The sequence below is a fragment of the Desulfovibrio piger ATCC 29098 genome, assembly GCF_000156375.1.
In the GTDB taxonomy this organism is placed as follows: domain Bacteria; phylum Desulfobacterota; class Desulfovibrionia; order Desulfovibrionales; family Desulfovibrionaceae; genus Desulfovibrio; species Desulfovibrio piger.
The window spans coordinates 28,131-47,280 of record NZ_DS996355.1 but is presented as its reverse complement, the minus strand read 5'-3'; the positions used below and the strand labels follow the sequence as shown (position 1 = coordinate 47,280).

General features: G+C 64.2%; 27 protein-coding genes. All 27 read left to right on the top strand.

Annotated elements, in window-relative coordinates:
- The first annotated feature begins 13 nt into the window (after positions 1-13).
- The 27 genes from DESPIG_RS13595 (at position 14) to DESPIG_RS03455 (ending at position 19,149) form a co-directional block, all read left to right on the top strand.
- Positions 14-250 carry a helix-turn-helix domain-containing protein gene (locus tag DESPIG_RS13595; RefSeq protein WP_147589059.1) on the top strand — a complete coding sequence of 79 codons (237 nt, stop codon included), beginning with the start codon at positions 14-16 and terminating at the stop codon, positions 248-250.
- A gap of 152 nt (positions 251-402) precedes the next feature.
- A complete protein-coding gene (locus DESPIG_RS03575) occupies positions 403-627 on the top strand; it encodes a hypothetical protein (RefSeq protein WP_006005152.1) in 225 nt (74 codons plus the stop codon).
- Positions 624-2,126, top strand: coding sequence for a phage portal protein (locus DESPIG_RS03570; protein ID WP_006005150.1), 1,503 nt, complete (start codon positions 624-626; stop codon positions 2,124-2,126). The genes DESPIG_RS03575 and DESPIG_RS03570 overlap by 4 nt, the downstream gene beginning before the upstream one ends.
- An 11-nt stretch (positions 2,127-2,137) precedes the next feature.
- Positions 2,138-4,348 (top strand): phage major capsid protein, encoded by a 2,211-nt coding sequence (locus DESPIG_RS12730; protein WP_006005149.1) that lies wholly within the window; start codon positions 2,138-2,140, stop codon positions 4,346-4,348.
- A gap of 14 nt (positions 4,349-4,362) precedes the next feature.
- Positions 4,363-4,737, top strand: coding sequence for a DUF2190 family protein (locus DESPIG_RS03560; protein ID WP_050760253.1), 375 nt, complete (start codon positions 4,363-4,365; stop codon positions 4,735-4,737).
- Positions 4,738-4,800: 63 nt separating this feature from the next.
- Positions 4,801-5,367: a glycoside hydrolase family 108 protein gene (locus DESPIG_RS03555; protein ID WP_006005145.1), complete on the top strand. Its 567-nt coding sequence runs from the start codon at positions 4,801-4,803 to the stop codon at positions 5,365-5,367.
- Entirely contained in the window at positions 5,364-5,675 is a 312-nt protein-coding gene (locus DESPIG_RS03550; protein ID WP_006005143.1) for a hypothetical protein, read from the top strand. Before DESPIG_RS03555 ends, DESPIG_RS03550 begins: the two co-directional genes overlap by 4 nt.
- Entirely contained in the window at positions 5,656-5,874 is a 219-nt protein-coding gene (locus tag DESPIG_RS03545; protein ID WP_006005141.1) for a hypothetical protein, read from the top strand. Before DESPIG_RS03550 ends, DESPIG_RS03545 begins: the two co-directional genes overlap by 20 nt.
- Complete coding sequence (locus DESPIG_RS03540; protein WP_040369237.1) at positions 5,861-6,175, top strand: hypothetical protein; 315 nt, start codon at positions 5,861-5,863, stop codon at positions 6,173-6,175. Before DESPIG_RS03545 ends, DESPIG_RS03540 begins: the two co-directional genes overlap by 14 nt.
- A 1-nt stretch (position 6,176) precedes the next feature.
- Positions 6,177-6,437 (top strand): hypothetical protein, encoded by a 261-nt coding sequence (locus tag DESPIG_RS03535; protein ID WP_006005136.1) that lies wholly within the window; start codon positions 6,177-6,179, stop codon positions 6,435-6,437.
- Positions 6,437-6,718, top strand: coding sequence for a hypothetical protein (locus DESPIG_RS03530; RefSeq protein WP_006005134.1), 282 nt, complete (start codon positions 6,437-6,439; stop codon positions 6,716-6,718). Before DESPIG_RS03535 ends, DESPIG_RS03530 begins: the two co-directional genes overlap by 1 nt.
- Positions 6,711-7,307: a hypothetical protein gene (locus DESPIG_RS03525; RefSeq protein ID WP_006005132.1), complete on the top strand. Its 597-nt coding sequence runs from the start codon at positions 6,711-6,713 to the stop codon at positions 7,305-7,307. Before DESPIG_RS03530 ends, DESPIG_RS03525 begins: the two co-directional genes overlap by 8 nt.
- Complete coding sequence (locus DESPIG_RS03520; protein WP_006005130.1) at positions 7,308-7,676, top strand: head-tail joining protein; 369 nt, start codon at positions 7,308-7,310, stop codon at positions 7,674-7,676.
- On the top strand, positions 7,669-8,304 hold the full coding sequence (locus DESPIG_RS03515; protein WP_006005128.1) for a hypothetical protein: 636 nt from the start codon (positions 7,669-7,671) through the stop codon (positions 8,302-8,304). Before DESPIG_RS03520 ends, DESPIG_RS03515 begins: the two co-directional genes overlap by 8 nt.
- Positions 8,305-8,308: 4 nt before the next feature.
- A complete protein-coding gene (locus DESPIG_RS03510; RefSeq protein WP_006005126.1) occupies positions 8,309-8,494 on the top strand; it encodes a DUF2635 domain-containing protein in 186 nt (61 codons plus the stop codon).
- A complete protein-coding gene (locus tag DESPIG_RS03505; protein WP_006005124.1) occupies positions 8,495-9,970 on the top strand; it encodes a phage tail sheath subtilisin-like domain-containing protein in 1,476 nt (491 codons plus the stop codon).
- 15 nt (positions 9,971-9,985) lie between these two features.
- Positions 9,986-10,363, top strand: a complete 378-nt coding sequence (locus DESPIG_RS03500) for a phage tail tube protein (protein ID WP_006005122.1) — start codon at positions 9,986-9,988, stop codon at positions 10,361-10,363.
- A gap of 10 nt (positions 10,364-10,373) precedes the next feature.
- On the top strand, positions 10,374-10,646 hold the full coding sequence (locus DESPIG_RS03495) for a phage tail assembly protein (RefSeq protein ID WP_006005120.1): 273 nt from the start codon (positions 10,374-10,376) through the stop codon (positions 10,644-10,646).
- On the top strand, positions 10,643-10,765 hold the full coding sequence (locus DESPIG_RS14515; protein WP_081446828.1) for a GpE family phage tail protein: 123 nt from the start codon (positions 10,643-10,645) through the stop codon (positions 10,763-10,765). The genes DESPIG_RS03495 and DESPIG_RS14515 overlap by 4 nt, the downstream gene beginning before the upstream one ends.
- A 200-nt stretch (positions 10,766-10,965) precedes the next feature.
- Complete coding sequence (locus DESPIG_RS03490) at positions 10,966-12,594, top strand: phage tail tape measure protein (RefSeq protein ID WP_147589058.1); 1,629 nt, start codon at positions 10,966-10,968, stop codon at positions 12,592-12,594.
- Complete coding sequence (locus DESPIG_RS03485) at positions 12,594-13,811, top strand: DNA circularization protein (protein WP_006005117.1); 1,218 nt, start codon at positions 12,594-12,596, stop codon at positions 13,809-13,811. The genes DESPIG_RS03490 and DESPIG_RS03485 overlap by 1 nt, the downstream gene beginning before the upstream one ends.
- Entirely contained in the window at positions 13,804-14,955 is a 1,152-nt protein-coding gene (locus DESPIG_RS03480; RefSeq protein WP_006005115.1) for a phage baseplate assembly protein, read from the top strand. The genes DESPIG_RS03485 and DESPIG_RS03480 overlap by 8 nt, the downstream gene beginning before the upstream one ends.
- On the top strand, positions 14,952-15,605 hold the full coding sequence (locus tag DESPIG_RS03475; RefSeq protein ID WP_006005113.1) for a phage baseplate assembly protein V: 654 nt from the start codon (positions 14,952-14,954) through the stop codon (positions 15,603-15,605). The genes DESPIG_RS03480 and DESPIG_RS03475 overlap by 4 nt, the downstream gene beginning before the upstream one ends.
- Position 15,606: 1 nt before the next feature.
- Entirely contained in the window at positions 15,607-16,119 is a 513-nt protein-coding gene (locus DESPIG_RS03470) for a phage GP46 family protein (protein WP_006005112.1), read from the top strand.
- Between the two features lie 9 nt (positions 16,120-16,128).
- Positions 16,129-17,208 carry a baseplate J/gp47 family protein gene (locus DESPIG_RS03465; protein WP_006005110.1) on the top strand — a complete coding sequence of 360 codons (1,080 nt, stop codon included), beginning with the start codon at positions 16,129-16,131 and terminating at the stop codon, positions 17,206-17,208.
- On the top strand, positions 17,201-17,866 hold the full coding sequence (locus DESPIG_RS12725) for a YmfQ family protein (protein ID WP_006005108.1): 666 nt from the start codon (positions 17,201-17,203) through the stop codon (positions 17,864-17,866). The genes DESPIG_RS03465 and DESPIG_RS12725 overlap by 8 nt, the downstream gene beginning before the upstream one ends.
- 2 nt (positions 17,867-17,868) lie before the next feature.
- Positions 17,869-19,149 carry a hypothetical protein gene (locus tag DESPIG_RS03455; RefSeq protein ID WP_006005106.1) on the top strand — a complete coding sequence of 427 codons (1,281 nt, stop codon included), beginning with the start codon at positions 17,869-17,871 and terminating at the stop codon, positions 19,147-19,149.
- The last annotated feature ends 1 nt before the right edge of the window (position 19,150 follow it).

Sequence of the window (19,150 nt, the reverse complement as noted above, 5' to 3'; positions counted from 1 at the left end):
GCAGGAGGAAAACATGGCTTTTGTAACAACTGATGGCGATGCTTCTGGTGGTGCAGCTTTGCGTGTGTCATATGAAACGCAGCATCTTCGTGGGCTCAAAGCGATTTCTGGGTATATCGGATGCTCGGAGAATACGCTGAAGCTCTATATCCGTGATCACGGATTTCCTGCCACAAAGGTCGGTGGAGGATGGGTGAGCGACAGTGAGAGCATTGATCGCTGGCGTCGAAACAAGATCGCAGGAAGATGAATAATGCAGTATGGAGATGGTTGAGGCCAGCACATCAAAAAAACATCAAAAAACATCAAAAAACGTCAAAAAACATCAATCCTTGCCCGAAGGATTTTTTTCACGCTACCCCCATGCAAAAGCGATGACCGTTTTTGCATGGGGGTTTTGCTATGGCCGGATACTGGAGAGATCTCTACGAAAAGATGCGGGAGGACCTGCAGTCTCCTGCGTTCCGCCAGTTCGGCAGTTACTCCATCGCCGGTCGCAGTTTCTCCTATCGCAGCCTTGACGACTTCCGCTCCCTCCTGGACTGGGTCAAGCGCGAGGCGGACAAGGAAGACGGCATCGCGCCCTATCGGGCTCGGCGCGTGGCTCGGAACGGAGGGCGGGGATGATGCGTCCTGTCGGCAGGGCCGCCCGGCGGCCACCCCTTAGCTGCATCGGCAGGCAGGCCCGGCAGGCTCGCTCCGGCTACAGCGGAGCGGCCAGTCCGCGGGGCATCGGCAACTGGATGCCCGCCAACGCGGATTTCAACCAGCTGCTGGGCATGGACAGTGGACGCATGCGTGCCCGCGTGCGTGACCTCGTGCGCAACTTCCCGCCCTTCGCCCGCGCCGTCAATGCCATGGTGGCCTTCACCGTGGGGAGCGGCGCCCGCTTCCAGTCGCTGGCCACCCTGCCCGACGGGAGTCCGGACATACCCACCCGCAAACGCATCGAGGATCGCTTCCGGGCCTGGATGGAGCATGCCGATGTGGCTGGCCGCCTGCACTTCTACGAGATCCAGCAGCTCTGCAAGCGGCAGGAGTGCGAGTGCGGCGAGTACCTGCTGCGCTTTGCCCGCCCGCGGGACAGGCGCCGCGGTCTGCTGGGCCTGCAGATCTACGAGCCGGAGAACCTGTCCAGCTGGCGCATCGAAGGTCAGGAACCGGACAGCGATATCTGGCAGGGCATCGAGTACGACATCTGGACCGGTGAGCCCTTGGCCTATCATTTCCAGACCGTCTTCGGCTGGGAGCGCCAGCTGCGGACGTGGCGCGAGCCTGCCTTCAACGTGCTGCACGGTTTCCAGACCCTGCGTCCCGGCCAGCTGCGCGGCGTGACCCCCTTTGCCCCGGCCATCCTCATGGCCAGGGACATGGGCGACTACACCACGGCAGAGCTGGGCGCGGCAAAAATGGCCGCCAAGTGGCTGGCCTTCGTCAGCAGCGGCGATCCGCAGTTCTCCCAGCTCACCCGTACGCCGGGCGGCCTCTCCGGGGCGCTGCGCGAAGAGGTGGAGAGCCTCGAGGACATGACCGTCGAGTACCTCAATGACGGCGAGCAGGTAAATTTCGCGCCGCCCAGCCAGCGCCCGGGCGACAGCTTCGACCGTTTCGTGCGCCATACCTTGCGCATGGTCGCCATCTGCATGGACCTGCCCTACGAGATCCTTTCCGGCGACTACACGTCCATCAACTATTCCACCAGCAAGGCCAGCCGCAACGACTTTGCCATGTTCCTGGTGCCCCACCAGTTCCGGGCCGAGCAGCATCTCATCCGCCCCGTGTTCCGCCGCTGGCTGGACTGTGAGGCGCTGACCCAGGACTACCTGCCCGGCTACTGGCAGGACAAAAGCCGCTATCAGCGGGCCATGTGGATACCCGCGGGCATGCCCAGCGTGGACCCCCTGCGCGACGGCAAGGCGCAGATCGACGGCATCAACGCGGGCATCCTGTCTCCCCAGATGGTCATCCTTGGCGATGGTCGCGACCCCGAGGAAGTGGTGGAACAGCGCGCCGCCTGGGCCCGTCTCTGTGCCGCGCACGGTATCAATGCCACCACCGGCGCCGTGAGTACCTCGCTGGCCAATAACCCCGCCAAGCTGGGCGCTGTCGAGAGCGCCGAAAAATAGGAGGCATCCCCATGTCGTTTGTCACCCGTGCAACCCCTCTGGGCGATGGGCGCCCGCTGACGCTGGACGAATCAGCCCGATCCGTGGAGGTGGTGGCCTCCACCCAGGCACCCGTCACCGTATTTGACTTTGAGGAATGGCAGCCCGTCCGCGAGGTCCTGCTCATGAGCGGCTGCCAGATACCCGAGTCCGGCCGGGTGCCCCTGCTGGACTGCCACAGCCGCGAGCATGCCGGGGACATCGTGGGCAGCTTTGACCACATCCGAGTGGAAGACGGACCGCAGGGCCCGCAGCTGGTGGGCCGGGCCGTCTTCTCGGCTACCCCGGATGGCGAGGCCCCGTTCCGCAAGGTGGTGGAGGGGCATCTCACCGATGTGTCCGTGGGCTACGACGTGATCGCGTATCAGCGCATCCGGGCGGGCGAGGTGGCCGTCATCGAAGGGGTCACCTACGAAGGCCCGCTGCGTGTGACCACGCAGTGGCGCCTCCTGGAGCTGTCCTGTGTGCCCGTCGGCGCGGACAGCTTTGCCAAGATGCGTTCCGCCATCAACAACCTGCAACCTGCCCGGAAGGGCAAAAAGGAGAGAGTCATGTCCAAGGAATCCGGGCAGCATGAGCGCGGCAAGATCGCGGCCAGACTGCGCGCCCTGCTGGGGCTGCGTGAAGATCCTGAAGAACAGCCTGCGCCTGAAGAAGAGCCCCGCCAGGCCGTGGTCACGGATGGCTCCGGGACCACGGTGGAGCCTGAACAGCTCGACGATGCCGAGCTGGATCAGCTGGTAGACGACCTGGGCGCCCTGCTGGACGAAGCCGAGGCCGAACAGGAGGGCCGTGAAGATCCCCAGCAGCCGGAAGATGCCCAGCGCGAGGGCGGTGATGACAAAAACGCCTGCCGCAGCGCCGTGCTGGCCAGGCTCATGGCCAGCCTTACCCCGGGGCAGCGTCAGCGTTTTGGCCAGCAGCTGGAGCGCCAGCGCATCCGCGGTATCCGGGAACTGGCCCGGAGCTTCCAGCTCTCCCCGGATCAGGAAGACAAACTGGTTTCCTCGGGCATGAGCCTTGGCCGTGCCCGCAAACAGGTGGAGGACATCGTGGCACAGCGCCAGAATTTCGGGCCCGGCTACCAGGTCGTGAGCGTGGGCCGCACTGAAAAGGAATCTTTCCGTGCTGCCGTGCAGGACAGCCTGCTGCTGCGCTGCGGCACCAAGCTGGAAAAGCCCGCACCCGGTGCTGATGAACTGCAGGGCCTGACCCTGCGCGAGATCGCCCGCGAGATGGTGATCCGCTCCGGACAGCGTGCCGGTGGTGACATCCGCACCATCGTGGGCCGCGCCCTGACCACCACGGACATGCCCCAGCTGCTGGTGGAGACCAGCCGCCGCACGCTCATGGAGGCCTACGAGCAAGCCCCCGAGACCTGGCGCGACTGGTGCGAGACCGGCACGGCCACGGACTTCAAGGCGGGCAAGGCCCTGGGCCTGGAAGGCGACGTGGAGTTGAAGAAGATCCCCGAGTACGGCGAATACACCGACGGCCGTCTGGCTGAAAATGCCGAGGAATACCGCGTGGAGACCTTCGGCCGCAAGTTGGTGATCTCCCGTCAGGCCATCATCAACGACGATCTGGGCGCCCTTACCGACATGCCGCGAATGTACGGCGAAGCCTGCGCCGCTCTGGTGGGTGATGTGGCCTACGCTGCCCTGATCGATGTGGCCCTCAAGATGGGGGACGGCAAGCCCCTGTTCGACAGCGCCCACCACAACCTGTTCACCGGCAAGGGCGGCGCGCCCACGGTCGAGAATCTGGGCGCTGTGGTCACCGGCATGGAACTGCAGCAGGACAGCTTCGGCAGGGTGGTCACCATCCAGCCCCGCTTCTTCATCGCGCCCATCGCCCTCAAGACCACCTGCGAGTCGTTCTTCAATACGCAGATCACCGGCGGGCCGGTGGTGGGCACGCAGGCACAGCCGCTGGTCCATAATCCCTATGGCGGTGAATTCTTCCGGCGCATCTATGACCGTCGTCTGGATCTGGATGCGGCGACCACATGGTATCTGGCCGCGGCCAGATCCACGGTCAAGGTCTTCTTCTTGGGCGGCGTGCAGGCTCCCTACATCGAGAGCCGCGACAATTTTGACACCGATGGCTTCGAGACCAAGGTCCGCATGGACGTGGGCGCCAAGGCCCTGCGCTGGATCACTCTCGCCAAGGCCACGGCATAGCAAAGGAGGACAACATGCAAAACTCCCGTTCCATGGGCCGCTGTATCCACCATACTCCCAGCAAGGCCGTGCTGGGCGGTGAGCTGGTCGTGCTCACCGGCATGGTGGCCGTGGCCAGTACCGATATCCCGGCGAATGTCGAGGGGGCCTGCGAAGTGGAGGGCGTCTTTGCCCTGCCCAAAAAGGCCAGCGAGACCCCCAAACAGGGCGCCCCCCTGTACCTGGCCAGTGACAACACGCTGACCACGACGTCCGGGACGCAGTTCGTGGGCACGGCCTGGGCCGATGCCCAGGCCAATGACGCCACTGTGCTCTGCCGCATCAATTTTGGCTACGGCGTGGCCGCTGCGGCTGCCGCTGCTGCCGCCGCAGCCGAACAGGGCAGCTAACCCACCACCCCTCCTCGCACCGGGTCGCGTGCCTCCGGGGACGCGACCCTCACAGGAGTCCTTATGGATCAATCACGCCTGATAGACCTGGCCTTCGATTTCTGCATGCGAGCGGAAGGCAACGCCACCTACACCGATGACCCCGACGACGCGGGGGGGGCCACCAAATTTGGTCTGGCCCTCAACTACAACCGGGATGTCCTGCCGGACAAAAATGGGGATGGTTACATCAATGCCGCCGATGTGCGTCTCCTGGAACGCGAGGACGCCCGCCAGGTATGGGAGCGCGTCTACTGGCGCGGCAATGGCTGCCACCTGCTGCCCGATGCGCTGGCCTTCATCTATGCGGACATGGTCTTCAATCCCGGCCCGGGGGCGGCCCCGAAGCTGCTGCAGCAGGCGCTGCGAGGGCTGGGCTGTTCCGTGGCCGTGGATGGCATCATCGGCGCCGAGACCAGGGAGGCCATCGGTCGCTGTGATCCCGGCGAGCTGCTGGTGGAGCTGACTGCGCAACGCCTGCGCTACTACGGCACACGCTCCAAGTATCCCAAGTACGGGCTGGGCTGGGATCGCCGGTCCGTATGGTGCCTGCGTACAGCGCTGGGCATCTGGTCGGGAGAGATCCAGTGAGCCCGCTGCAGACCATGGGGCTGGTCGGCGCCCTGCTGGCAGCAGGGCTTGCCGTCTACTACCTGGGAGTGGCCCGGGAAGAGGCCGAACAACTGCGGGAGTCCCTGCATATAGGTACGACCCAGACCAGGGCCACGGAAAGCGCCCTGTCCGAGTTGGAAAAATCCCGCCGGGAGGCGGCTGAAAAGGAGCGGGAATATGCCCGTGCTGCAAAGGCTGCTGCTGATCTGCCTCTTGAGCAGCGTTTTGGCGAGTATGACCGCCTGTTCGACGCCATCGAGGCTGGTCGTGGCGAGCCCGCCCCCTGAGTTGCTGGAAGATTGTCCGCCCCCGGCCATCTCCCGGGAGGTATTGCCCGCCATTGCCGCGGGCCGGGCGGATGACGCCGGGCGGGCCTATGTCGATTATGTGCTGACCGTAGAGGCGGCGTGGAACGCCTGCCGTGATCGTCAACGTGCGCTGCGGGCCTATGTGCGCCGCATGGAGGCCCTGCATGATCCGTCCTGATCCCGATGATGATACCAGGCGCGACCGGATGCCCCGTGGCTGGCAGGATGACCGCTGGAGCCGTGACGGCTGCGGCTGGGATGGCTGGCAGGCGAGCGGCTGGAATGGGCGACCGCGCCCCCGGATGCGCCTGCCCCGGCCGCTGCGTATGGCGCTGCTGGCGATCCTGTGTCTGTTCGCGCTGCTGGCCGCTGTCGATCTGGCCCTGACCATCATTGATCCCGACAGGCCCATGCATGTGGCCCAGCTCATCCTGGGGCCGCTCCTGCGTCTGTCCGGCCTGTTTACCTTGGGGATGTGATATGGCCGCACCTCTGACCTATGCGGAAGTTTCTGCCGCCATGGGGGCCCTCCTGATGCTTTTTGTCGGCCTGAGCCTGCGCGAGCTCATCGCACTGATGCGCCAGATCCTGACCCGTCAGCGTGAATGTCCCACACTCTATGCGGACCGCGAACGCAACGACAAGGCCCACAAGGAATTTTACGACGGCATGGAGGATCTCAACGTGCGCGTGACCCTGCTGGAAAAGGAACATAGACCGCGCTGTGACGGAGAAGACTGATGACGGAACAGGAATTTTTCGATGCCTGCGGCCACAAGGGCTTCAGCGAGCTCCAGACGGAGGACGGCAAGACCCTGCGGGTGCTGGCCTACCATATCGGCCAGCAGGATGCCCGCCTGCGGGTGCGCATCTCGTACAGTACCACGGAGCTCGGGCGACGTCTGCGTGGCCAGGAACGGGTGACCCTCTGGGGCAGCAACTGGCGCGTAGTCCGCGGTCATGCCCAGGAGCGGGCCGAGGTCATGCAGGCCATGCTGGAGAGCGAGATCAGCTATGCCTGAGCTCTATCGTGTCGATGCCGACTGGCAGGACTGGCTGTCCGAGATCTGGGATGAGGTAGACAGTATCGCCTCCGAGTCCAGGCTCCGGCAGGCTGTGGTCCGGGCCACCAATGACACGCTCACGCATATGCGCAGTTTCCTGTCGAAGGGGATCCGCGCCACCTACTACGTCAAAAAGGCCGATATCGACGCCGCCATGCAGATCGTCAAGGCCCGCCAGCGCGGCCGGAACATCGAGGGCCGTCTGAGCTTCCGTTACCGGCAATCGTTGCCCCTGTCGCAGTTCGGCGCCCGGCAAGGCAAGACCTATGTCTCGGTCAAGGTCTTAAAGGCCAATCGTGCGCGGCGCATCCAGCCCGGCGGCGAGAAACAGATCCTGGCCACGAAAAAGGGCCGGGCCGCGGTGTGGATTGCCAGGGGGCATGTGCTGGCTCGCGTGGAAGGCCGGGAAAAACCGCTGCCCCTGTACGGCCCCAGCTTCATGGCCTTTTTCCGCTCTCCGGAGAACGAGGCGAGTATCGCTCGAGAAGAGAGCGCATGGATGCTCAAACGCCTGCACCATCATGTGCGGCGTCTGCAGGAGGACTAAATGCCTGACGACTACCAGCCTACGCAATTCGAGCAGGTCCTGGACCGCGACATGGAGCTGGTCTTCCAGGCCCCTCTGGGCGCCGGGATCAGCGTGACCCTGGTGACCGAGGACGGCAGCACCCACGAGCTGCGGGCCATGTTCGCCACCTCGGGAGCAGAGCCGCTCTCAGGCGTTGCCAGTGCACCGGTGGTCAGCGTGGCTCCCACCCTGCACGTGCCCCTGCGCGATGTGCAGGCGGCGCTGGGGCGTCCCCTCTCCACCCGGGACCGCGTCATCGTGCGCGGCCGTACCTACCGCGTCCTGAATCCGCAGGACGACGGTTACGGCCTGATGGAGTGCAGGCTGCTGGAGGCCGCCCATGTCTGATGTCCTGTTCGCCTGGGGCGGCGTCCATCCCCGCACGCTCATCCGTCGGGCCGTCTGTCAGGTCATGCGCGAGCATGACGGTCTGGCCGCTCTCATTGGTGCCCGGATCTGGCCCAACCGCATGGAGCACTGGTTCCGCGGTGAGCTCCCGGCGGCCGGTGTCTATACCGTCAGCGAGCAGCGCGTGGAGTCCGATACGCGGCCCGAACCGCAGGAGCGGGTCATCTCCCTGGCCGTTGAGCTGCTGGGCGGGGAGCTGGAGGCCGTGGACGATACGCTGGACGCCCTCTGCCTCCAGGCAGAGCGGGCCGTGCTGCGCCTGGACGCCATCGGCCGGGCCATGGGCGCCATCGTGGACGCCAGTCTGCCCGAGCCCCTGCCGCTGGTCCGCGGTACGCACCCGGCGGACACGCTGCTCTCCATCACCCACACCGGCACCGAGCTGGGCATCGTGACCGACGGTGCCCGCGAGTACGGCGTGGCCACCCTGAATTTCGACCTGGAATACCAATGGCCGACGGTCCCCCCGGAGCTGGCCGATTTTTTGCTGGCCCACACGGACTGGTACGTCCACCCCGGTGATGACCGGGTGGACATGATCTCACAGGTAAACTTTGACCAGGAGTGATCTGATGCCCCATCCCACCACCATGCTTATCGTGCCCGCCGTGCGCGATGGCCGTCCCCTGCGCATCGCTGATCCGCAGTCCGGCCAGTATCTTCCGGCCACGGGTGCCGTGGTCCCACGTTCCGCGTTCTGGCTGCGCCGTCTCAAGGACGGTGATGTGCAGCTCAAGCCCGCTGCCAAGGAGGTCTAAATGTCCATCGCCTTTAACGTCCTGCCCGATACCGTCCGCGTGCCTTTTGCGTATGCCGAATTCGACGGCTCCGGTGCGTCTGATGATCCGGCCCTCATGCCCTACACCGTGCTCATGGTAGGGCAGATGCTCGACAGCGGCACGGCCGAGGCCGGGACCGTACAACGTCCCATGAGCGCTGCCCAGGCCGCCACCCTCTTTGGTGAGGGCAGTCAGCTGGCCGCCATGTGCGCCGCCTACCTCAATGCCAACAGCATCACCAAGATGTTGGCCATCGGCGTCAAGGATGCCGAGGAAGGTACGGCCGCCAAGGGGGCCCTGACCATCAACGGCACCTGCGTCAACGCAGTACCGCTCTGCCTCTACATCAACGGCAAGCTGGTGCGTGCCGCCGCGCCCCTTGCCGCAGAGGCATCCGCCGTGGCCGAGAATCTGACCAACGCCATCAATGCCGACAAGAGCCTGCCCGTGACGGCCACCTTCAGTGGTGGCGAGGTCAGCCTGACCGCCCGTCACAAGGGCGAGTGCGGTAACGATATCGACCTGCGCATCTCGTACTACGATGAGGACAAGCCCGGCGGCCTGACCTTCAGCTTCACCAGGATGGCCGGCGGCGCCGGCAATCCTGATCCGGCTCCGGTCATCACGGCCATGGCAAACGACCAGTACCACGTCATCGCCTGGCCGTGGACGGACAGCGCCAGCCTTGCCGCCCTGCGCGATGAGCTGGCGGACCGCTGGGGCCCCCTGCGCCAGATCGACGGACAGGCCATCGTGGTCAAGCGCGGCAGCTATGGCGACGTGACCACCTTCGCGGGCGAGCGCAACGACAAGCATCTGACTGTCTTCGCCTCCGAGGGCAGCCCCACCTCTCCCTGGGAGGACGCGGCCGCCACGGCGGGCGTCATCGCCTACTACGGCAACAGCGATCCGGCCCGGGGCTTTAACACCCTGCTGGTGCCGGGCGTCCTGGCTCCAGCTCCGGCCGACCGCTGGACCGACTTCCCCGAGAAAAACCAGGCTCTCTTCGAGGGCGTATCCACCCGCTATGTGGCTCCGGATGGCACGGTGCGCCTGCAAAAGTGCATCACCACCTACCGCCTCAACGACCTGGGCGCCGAGGACAAGGCTTTTCTCTCCCTCAACAGCCCGCTGACGCTCTCCTACCTGCGTTACGACTGGAACAACTATTTGAGGACAAAATATCCGCGCCACAAGCTGGCCTCTGATGCCGATGCCGCCCGCTATGACGCCAGCCAGCCCATCATGACACCCAAGCTGGGCCGGGCCGAAGCCATCGCCCGCTTCATGGATGCGTGGCTGCCCATGGGGCTGGTGGAAGGCAGCGAGCAATTCAAGGCGGCGCTGCTCTGCGAGCGCAACGCCAAAAACGAGAATCGGCTGGACTGGCTGCTGCGGCCTGATCTGGTCAACCAGTTCGAGGTGGCCGGGACCCTGATCCGGCACATCGTCTAAGGGGAGGTGAGGAATATGGGAAACGGAACCAACAATCGGCGGGCAGGCATCATCTACGTCAAAGTGGACGGGAAGCAGTACGACGCCAAGGGCGCCTATACCTACAATCTGGGCAAGCCCAAACGTGACGCCATCATCGGCGCCGACGGGGTGCATGGCTACAAGGAAACGCCGCAGGTGGCCTTTATCGAGGGGGCCGTCACGGACAGCGATGAGCTGGATCTGGCGACCCTGGTGACGGCCGACAACGTCACCGTCACGCTGGAGCTCAACAACGGCAAGGTGGTCACCCTCTCCAATGCCTGGTTTGCCTCCGAAGGCAGCGGCAGCACGGATGAGGGCGAGATCGCCGTGCGTTTCGAATCGCGGCGCGAGGCCGTGGAAAGCAATTAGGGAGCGTCATATGGAACCCATCGTCATCAAGCTGACCGTGCCGCTGACCCACGGCGCCGAGACCATCACCGAGCTGCGCATCACCCGCCGCCCCACGGCGGGCGACCTGCGCGGCGTCAAGATCAGCGAGCTCACGTTCGACGACATCATCACCGTGGCCTCCCGCCTGGTGGCCCTGCCGCCCAGCGTGCTCAACACTATGGACCTGTCCGATTTCACCGAGCTCTCCGGCGTTATCGGCGCTTTTTTCGGGAGTGGCCAGCCGACTGGGATGACGCTCTGACCCTGCTGGCCTGGCTGTACCACTGGCCCCCCTCGGAGCTGGAGCGGATGACCGCCCGTGATCTGGCCTGGTGGGCTGAGCGAACCAAAAAACTGCAAAAACTCATGGAGCATGACTGATGGCCGAGGGCAAGCAGAGCCGGTTTGACCTGATCATCAATGCCGTGGAGCGTGTCTCGGGACCGTTCCGCCGCATCGAGCAGGCTATGGAGGGGATGAGCAAGGGAGCAGAGAAAGCTAGCGCATCCATGAAAGAGGCTACTCAGCATATAGCAAACACTGAAGAAGCTCTTCATACGCTCCATAGCAATGCAGAAAAATTGGATAAGTCTCTAGGAAACCCGAAGGGCCTGCAGCGCCTTTCCGGCAGCATCGGCAACGTGCGGGACAAGCTCCAGGGCATGGTGCAGCAGGGGCAGGCGGGGCTGGAGCGTCTGGGCGCTCTGGCGGGGCGCCTGTCCCTGTTGTTCGGCGCTGCCGGTGGGGGCGCCTTCGCCCTGGGCACCGAGGCTGCCACGGCAGCCGCCGAGGCCAGCAAATTCGCCAGCATGGTGGGCCTGTCCACCGGCAACTGGCAGGAGTACGCGGGCGCGGCCACGATGGCGGGGATGGAGGCCGATGAACTGGCCAGCCTGATGCTCACCCTGCAGGAGCGGGCCGTCAATGCGGCCCGCGGCGAAAAGGGCGATATCGAGATGCTCCAGCTCATGGGCATCAGCGCCAAAAACGCCAAGGGCGAGCTCAAGAACGCGGATACGCTCCTGCTGGAACTGGCCGACCGCGTCAAAAAAATGCGCGAGGCCGGCGAGATGGGCAAGGCCGCGGGCATCATGAACCAGCTGGGCGGCGAGGAAGGCGCCCGCCTCCTGGATCTGCTCAAGAATGGCCGCGAGGGCCTGCTGGCCATGCGCAAAGAGGCCCGGGAACTGGGGCTCGTCCTCTCGGATGAGGCCCTCGAGTCCGCCCTCGAGTACGGCTCCGCCATTAACCGTGTCAAAGCCACCTTCCGGGGGCTGGGCCTCACACTGGGCAAAACCTTTCTCCCCTCGCTGACCAAACTGCTGGACAAATTCCAGGCCTGGCTGCAGGTGCAGCGCGACATCATGTCCGCCGGATTTGAGCGATGGATAGACGGACTCGACCTGGATGCCGTCTGGAGATCCGTAGAAAACTTTTTTGCCTCTCTGGGCCGTCTGGGCAGGATGCTGCAACGGGCAGCCGATCTGTGCGGTGGCTGGAGCAATGTTTTGACGGCACTGGTGGTCCTCATCTCCGGCAAGGCATTGCTGGCCCTGGGCTCGCTGGCTCTGGCCTTCGGCCAGCTGGGCATGGCCATGCTCACCACTCCCGTAGGCTGGTTCGTGGCTGCCGTGGCTGCCATCGCCGGAGCGGCCTATGCCATCTACAAAAACTGGGATGGTCTCGTGGCCTATTTCTGGGGAATTTGGGAGAGCGTGAAGGCGGCCTTCGAGGAAGGCTGGGTTCAGGGCGTCATGCGGGTGATGTTCAGCTTCAAACCGTCCCGCTGGATCACGGACGGACTCAATGAGCTGGTGGCCACCCTCACCGGTGTGGACCTCTACAGCATCGGCGGTCAGTGGATCGATGGGCTGCTCCGGGGCATCAAGCAGGGGTGGCAGCAGCTCACGGGCTGGCTCGACAAAGGGCTGGACTCCATCGCCGGCATTTTCCGGAGCGACGATGACGGCAAAGGGACAGCCTCGGGAGCCGCAACCTCTACCCTGCCCATGGCCGATCCGCTCAACATGGTGCCCGGCGCCAAGTCCATGATGCAGCTGGTCCGCAGTGAACGAGTCATCCGGCAGGAAAACACGGTGCGCATCATCGCCCCCGAAGGCATGCGCCTTGAAGGTGAAGGCCAGGGCCGCGGCCTGGATGTGCGCGGCGATGTGGCCGAGGCCGGGGTCCTCAACGCAGGAGCCATCTGATGGATCTGTGGAAAATGCAGCTTCGGGCCGCCAGCTTTCGGGGCGTGTCCTTCGGGGTCACGGCGGATGAAAGCGAGGGCGGCCGCCGCACGGTGACGCATGAATTCCCCCAGCGCGAGGCGCCCTACGTGGAAGATCTGGGCGGTGCGCCGCGGCGCTTCACGGTCCAGGCCTTCGTGCTGGGCAGTGATTACATGAGCCGCCGCGACGCGCTGGAAGCGGCCCTGCAACAGCCGGGGCCAGGTACGCTGGTGCATCCGTGGTACGGCGAGGTGCAGGTCAGCCAGACCGCCCCCTACAAGGTCCGGCACAGCGCCCAGGATGGCGGCATGGCCGTCTTCCAGCTCTTTTTCTGCCGCGATACCGAGCCCAACAGCCCGGCCGCCAGCGTCAACCAGGGGCTCCGGGCCCGCCTGGAAGCGGGGACGGCGGGCCTGCTGGCCTGCGACAGCTTCGACAGCGCCCTGCGCCTGACAGGACAGACGGAATGGGTAGTCAGCCAAACCTACAGCCTCATCGTGGATGCCGTGAGCACGGTACAGGCCGTCATGCACGGCGACATTTCCACTGTGGTGGATCTGCTGGGCGCGGCCACGGGCTATGACCTCATGCCGCTGGCCAGCGTGGGGCAGCACCTGTGGAGCGTGCTGCAAACCATCGGCGGGCAGTCCGGGCTCTCTGATGCGGCCGTGTCCGGACGCTGGGCCAGTGTGGCCCGCACCGACTTTTTGCAGACCGTGCCGGACAACGTGGGCTCCCTGCGTGCGGTGATCCTGAGCAATGGTCATGCCGTGGAAAATCTGGTGCGCCGTCTGGCCCTGGTGGAATCGGCCCGTGCCGCCACTACGGCCCAGCCCGCCAGCCGGAGCGAGGCGCAGCAGCTACGCTACGATTTTCTTGATGCAATGGATGAAGTTCTGGCTCTGGAGCCGGTGATCCCGGGAATGACGCAGGCCAGCGGTGTGAACCGCATGGAGATAGAGCTGATCGCCTCTCTGGCCAGTCTGCGTTCCGGTACGCTGGCCACACTGGCCGAGGCCGCCCGGCGGGCACCGGAGGTGGTGACCATCACCCCGGCCTGTGTGCTGCCTTCGCTGGCCCTCTGCTACCGCCAGAGCGGCGGCGTGGACCTGGAGGCGGATCTGGTAGCCCGCAACCGTCTCATCCATCCGGGTTTCGTGCCCGTGGAACCTCTGGAGGTGCTGCGTCATGCCTGACGACATCATCCTGCGTATCGATGGCGTGGACTGGACTTACTGGACCTCTGTGCAGGTCACCCGCCAGATGGATGCCATCGCCGGGACGTTCTCCCTCTCTTTGGCCGACAAATGGATCGGCGGCGCCCAGGCGCTGCCCATCGCCGCGGGCATGGCCTGCCAGATCCTCATCGGCGGCGAGCAGGTCATCGACGGCTACATCGATCAGGTCCGCCCCTCATTTTCCGCCACGGCGCACGGCATCAGCGTTACCGGACGCGATAAAAGCGCCGATCTGGTGGACTGCGCTGCCATCCACAGCCCGGGGCAATGGCTCAACTGCACCGTGCTCCAATTGGCCCAGGCCCTGGCCAGCCCCTTCGGGGTGAACGTCACGGCCGAGGGCGACGTGGGCGCGCCCATTGCCAGCTTCAAGCTCGAGGAAGGCGAGACAGCCTTCGAGGCCCTGGATCGTGCCCTGCGCCAGCGGGAGCTCATGGCCTGCCCGGATGGCAAGGGCGGCATGGTGCTGCTCAAGGCCGGAGCGGGCACAGCCAGCGGCAGCCTGCGACAGGGGGAGAACATCCTTTCGGCCGAGGGGCAGTTCGACATGGCCGACCGTTTTTCAGACTACATCGTCAAGGGCCAGAAACCCGGCACGGACAAGGGCTGGGGCAAGGAGGCCTGCGCGGTGCGCGGCCAGTACCGCGACCAGGCCGTGCAGCGTTACCGGCCCATGCTGATCCGGGCCGAGCAGTCCGGGGACAGCAGCAACGCGCACCAGCGGGCCGCATGGGAATGCAGCGTGCGGGCCGCCCGGGCCGTGACCGTCACGGCCACGGTGCAGGGTTTCCGGCAGCAGGGCGTGGGCCGGGAGCAGTCCGGCCCCCTCTGGCAGCTCAACCAGATGGCCGATGTGGATCTTCCCTATCTGCGCATCAGCCAGCGCCTGCTGGTGGCCGGGGTGGAGTTCCGGCGTGACGCCACGTCGGGCAGCACCACCCGCCTCACCCTGCGCGACCCGGCCGCTTTTAAGCCCGAGCCCCAAAAAGAGGAAAAGGGCGGCTCCGGCAGCGGTGGCGGCGATGCCAAAATGGAGAAGGAAGTGGACCTGCAGACCCGCCTGGCTCAGGACGCCGCGGCACGGCAAAAGGCCATCAAATGAGCGACCGTCAAACTATCCGCCTTCTGGAGCGATTGTCCCGCCGCATGCGTAACATCGTGGCGCGTGGTGTCATCTCGCTGGTGCGCGATGCCCACAAATGGCAGTCCACCCAGCTGGAGCTGCTGGACGGCGAGGTCCTGGACGATGCCGAGCGTGCCCAGCAGTACGGTTTTTCCTCCGTTCCCCATGCCGGAGCCGAGGCTGTCGTGCTGTTCGTGGGCGCTGACCGCTCGCATCCCGTGGTGCTGGCCGTGGATGACCGGCGCTACCGCGTGCAGGCCCTCAAGGACGGCGAGGTGGTGATCTACACGGACGAAGGCGACCGCATCCACCTCAAGCGCGAGCGCACCATCGAGGTGACCACCAGGCATTTCGTGCTCAAGGCCGAGGATGACGTGCGCATCGAGACCAAAAATTTCAGCGTCCAGGCCGCCCAACATGTGCAGGTAGAGACCGCCAGCACGCAGTTCGCCACCGGGGCGCTGGCTTTTGGCGGCCAGGGCGGCGGTGCCGTCACGGCACAGCTCACCGGCGGCATCGTGGCCTCGCAGGATCTGCAAAGCAACGGCGGCGCCGTCTCCCTGAACCGGCATGTGCATTCTGGCGTACAGGCCGGTGGTGATACGACAGCCAAGCCCGTGGGAGGATAGCGTGGATATCTGTCTGCATTTTGACCAGGAGCATGGCCTGTTCGACGTCCTGCTCTCCGGACCGCTGGCCGACCTGCAGGGCGATGAGGGCCTGATGACGGCGGTGATCATCTCCCTGTTTACGGACGCGCGGGCACATGACGACGATCCCCTGCCCGATGAGCGTGTGGGCGTACCCAGCGACCGGCGCGGCTGGTGGGGAGACTGCCTGCCCGACGCCCAGGGCGAGCAGACGCCGGAGAGCATCGGCTCCCGGCTCTGGCTACTCTGGCGGGAGAAAGATCTGGACAGCGTGGTGGCCCGTGCCCGGCAGTATGCCGAAGAGGCCCTGGCCTGGCTGCCTCGCGAGGGCCATGTCAGCTCCCTGAGTGTCAGTGTAGAGCGTGTGCAGCCGGGCCATCTGGGCATCGGTGTGAACCTGCAACCGTCCGGCAGTGACGCTCCCGGCCGCGAGTGGCGTTTCATCTACGATTATCAGCAATCCCAGCCGGTAAGCGTCCGGCTGGAGATATAGGAGGCAGCCATGGCTTGGGAACGTCCATCCCTCTCCAGCCTGTATGAGCGCATCGCCCGGGATTTCTCGGGCCGACTGCTGGATGGCTCCACCCTGCTCCGCCGCTCCGTGCTGGCGGTGCTGGCCAAAGTCTGGGCCGGAGCCTGCCACATGCTGCACAGCGTACTGGCCTGGCTCTATCTGCAGGTCTTCGTGGACACGGCCGAGGGCGAATACATGGAACGCTGGGCCGGTGTCTGGAACATCTCCCGCCTGCCTGCTGTGGCAGCCGCAGGCGATGTTCTCTTTACCGGACAGAGCGGGACCATCATCCCGGCGGGTACCCTGCTGCAAGATCAGACCAGCGGGCTGCGCTATGCCGTGGCAGACAGGAGCATCATTGCCGAAGGGCGCGTCCAGGCCCGTGTGGTCGCTGTGGAAAGCGGTGCTGCCGGAAATCTGGCCGCCGGACAGCCGCTGAGGCTGCTCTCCCCCATCGCCGGTGTGGAGAGCGTGGCCGTGGTGCAGGCCGGGGGCCTTGTGGGCGGCGTGGATGTGGAGAGTGACGATGCCCTGCGTGCCCGCGTGCTGGAACGCCTGCGCCAGCCGCCCCGCGGCGGCAGCATGGCGGACTATGTACGCTGGGCCAAAGAAGTTCCGGGGGTGACCAGGGCGTGGTGCTATCCCATGCATCTGGGCATCGGCACCGTAGGCGTCTGCTTTGTCTGTGACGGGCAGGAAGACCCCTTTCCCAGCAAAGAGATGGAACAGCGCGTCAGGGAGCACATCGAGCCCCTGCGCCCGGCTACTGTGAAAGAGATGAGTGTCTTCGGCCCCGAGCCGCTGGACGTGACCGTGCGTCTGCGCATCTCTCCGGACACGGAGGCGCTGCGTGCCGCCATCACGGCGGAGCTGGGCGATGTTTTCGCCCGCTATGGTGCCCCGGACAGCGTGATCTACCGCTCGATGCTGTCCGAGGCCATCTCCCTGACGCCGGGTGAACAGGACCATGTGCTGCTGGAACCGGCGGAAAATATCATCGTGCCCGCCGCCTACCTGCCGCGGCTCACGCAGGTGATCTTCGAGGGCGAGGTGGACCACCATGCCTGAAACCAGCCTGCGTGTCCGTTCCGCCTCTGACTACCTGCGCATGCTCCAGCACCTGCTGCCGCAGGGGCCGGCATGGACCCGTGCTCCGGGCGCCGTGCTGACCGCGGTGCTGCGGGCCTCGGCCGATGAGCTGGAACGTCTGGACATGGCCATGCATCTGTTGCTCATCGAGATCCTGCCCACCAGCGCCATCGCCGGTCTGGAGGACTGGGAGCGTGTGCTCGGCTTGCCTGATGACTGCCTTCCCGCCGGGAGCACGCTTCAGGAGCGGCGCAGCGCCGTGCTGGCCAAGCTGCGCGACGAGGGGCGCCAGGATCTGGCCTACTGGTATGGTGTGGCCGATTCGCTGGGCTACGACGTGACCATCGAGGAACACTGGCCCTTCTGCTGCGGCATCCACCAGTGCGCTGATCCGTCCGGCCTGACGCCGGAAGAGATCCAGGCCCATCCCGAGATCGGCTATCTGGCCGTGCCGGAGATCCGCTGGTGGTGGAACGCCATCGTCCACGGCGACAGGCTGCTCCGCTTCCGCTGCGGCGAGAGCCTGTGCGGCGAGCGCCTTATGGACTGGCGAGCCGCCGCCTCCCTGGAGTGCGTCATGCGCCGCGACAAACTGGCCCATACCCTGCTGACCTTTACCTACGAGGAAGGAGAATAGCCATGAAATACAATCCCCCCGCCGGATCCCAGGACCCGGATGCCAAGTACGTTACCGGTCAGCCCGGCAAGGTCCGCGGCAGCGCCGTGCCTGCTGAGGCCGTGGAACATCCCCAGCGCGAGATCGTGGAGGTCATCAAAAAAGCCGGGCTGGATCCCGACGGCGATGACCTGACCCAGCTTTGGCAGGCCATCGAACAGATCATCAGTGCCAAGGCCCCTATCGCCACCAAGGAAAAGCCCGGCCTCGTGCAGATAGGCGACGGGCTGGCCATCACGCCGGAAGGCCTGCTCTCCGTGCTGATCGCCAGCACCTCGCAGGCGGGCCTGGTCAAACCCCGCTACGGCCTGAAGATCGGCAAGGACGGCAGCCTTGACGTGGACTTCGGCGACATGCCCACGGACAAGTTCGAGGAACTGCTCAAGAGTATCAGGGTGCCCATCTGGCTGACGAAGAACAAGGATTTCTATGTCAATGGCACGACGGGTAGTGACACACTGGACGAGGGAAGAGGAGAGAGCTTAGAAAAAGCATTCAAGACAATTCAAGCAGCAATCAATTATGTTTGTGACAGCTATAATATTGGAAAATATATATGTTCTATAAATGTAATGGATGGCGTGTATAATGAATATATACGACTTTCTAAATACAATTCAACAACGGGATATATTGTATTAAAAGGGTTAAACTCTTCTCTAGATTCAGTAATAAGTGGAGCAATTATTGGTGAAGAATCTACTGGGCGTTGGGATATTAGCTTCTTAACGGTTCGAAACCGCGCTGGTGAACCATCCGTAGGCTCCAATGGGTATTACGGAATTTTATCCCAGTCTGGGTCGACAATAAATATTATCGAATGTGCTATTGATTTACCCAATGCGGCTCCTACTGGAAGATGGAAGTTTCACGTCGCAGTTGACGGCGGGACGATAGCAATCAGGTCAAAAACAGATGGTAGTGCGGGGCTTATATGCTCTGCCGGTAGCTCATCCGATCTTAGTGGCATCGTGCGCGCTATAGGATCAGGAAATGTGAATATGTTGAGTAACATCGCATGTAACGGACTTTCTGTCCAAAACAGTACGCTGGTAATTAGTGAAGGGTCTACATTTCGAATAACGACACCTGCTGGCCGTACCCCTCCTATATTTACGGGTAGTGTCACGGGAAAACGGTATGATGTATATCTGAATGGAATAATTAATACAGGCAGGATGGGCGAGGAATTTGTCCTAGGTACCATACAAGGCTCATCTAGTTCCGGTGGGCAGTACAGTTAGG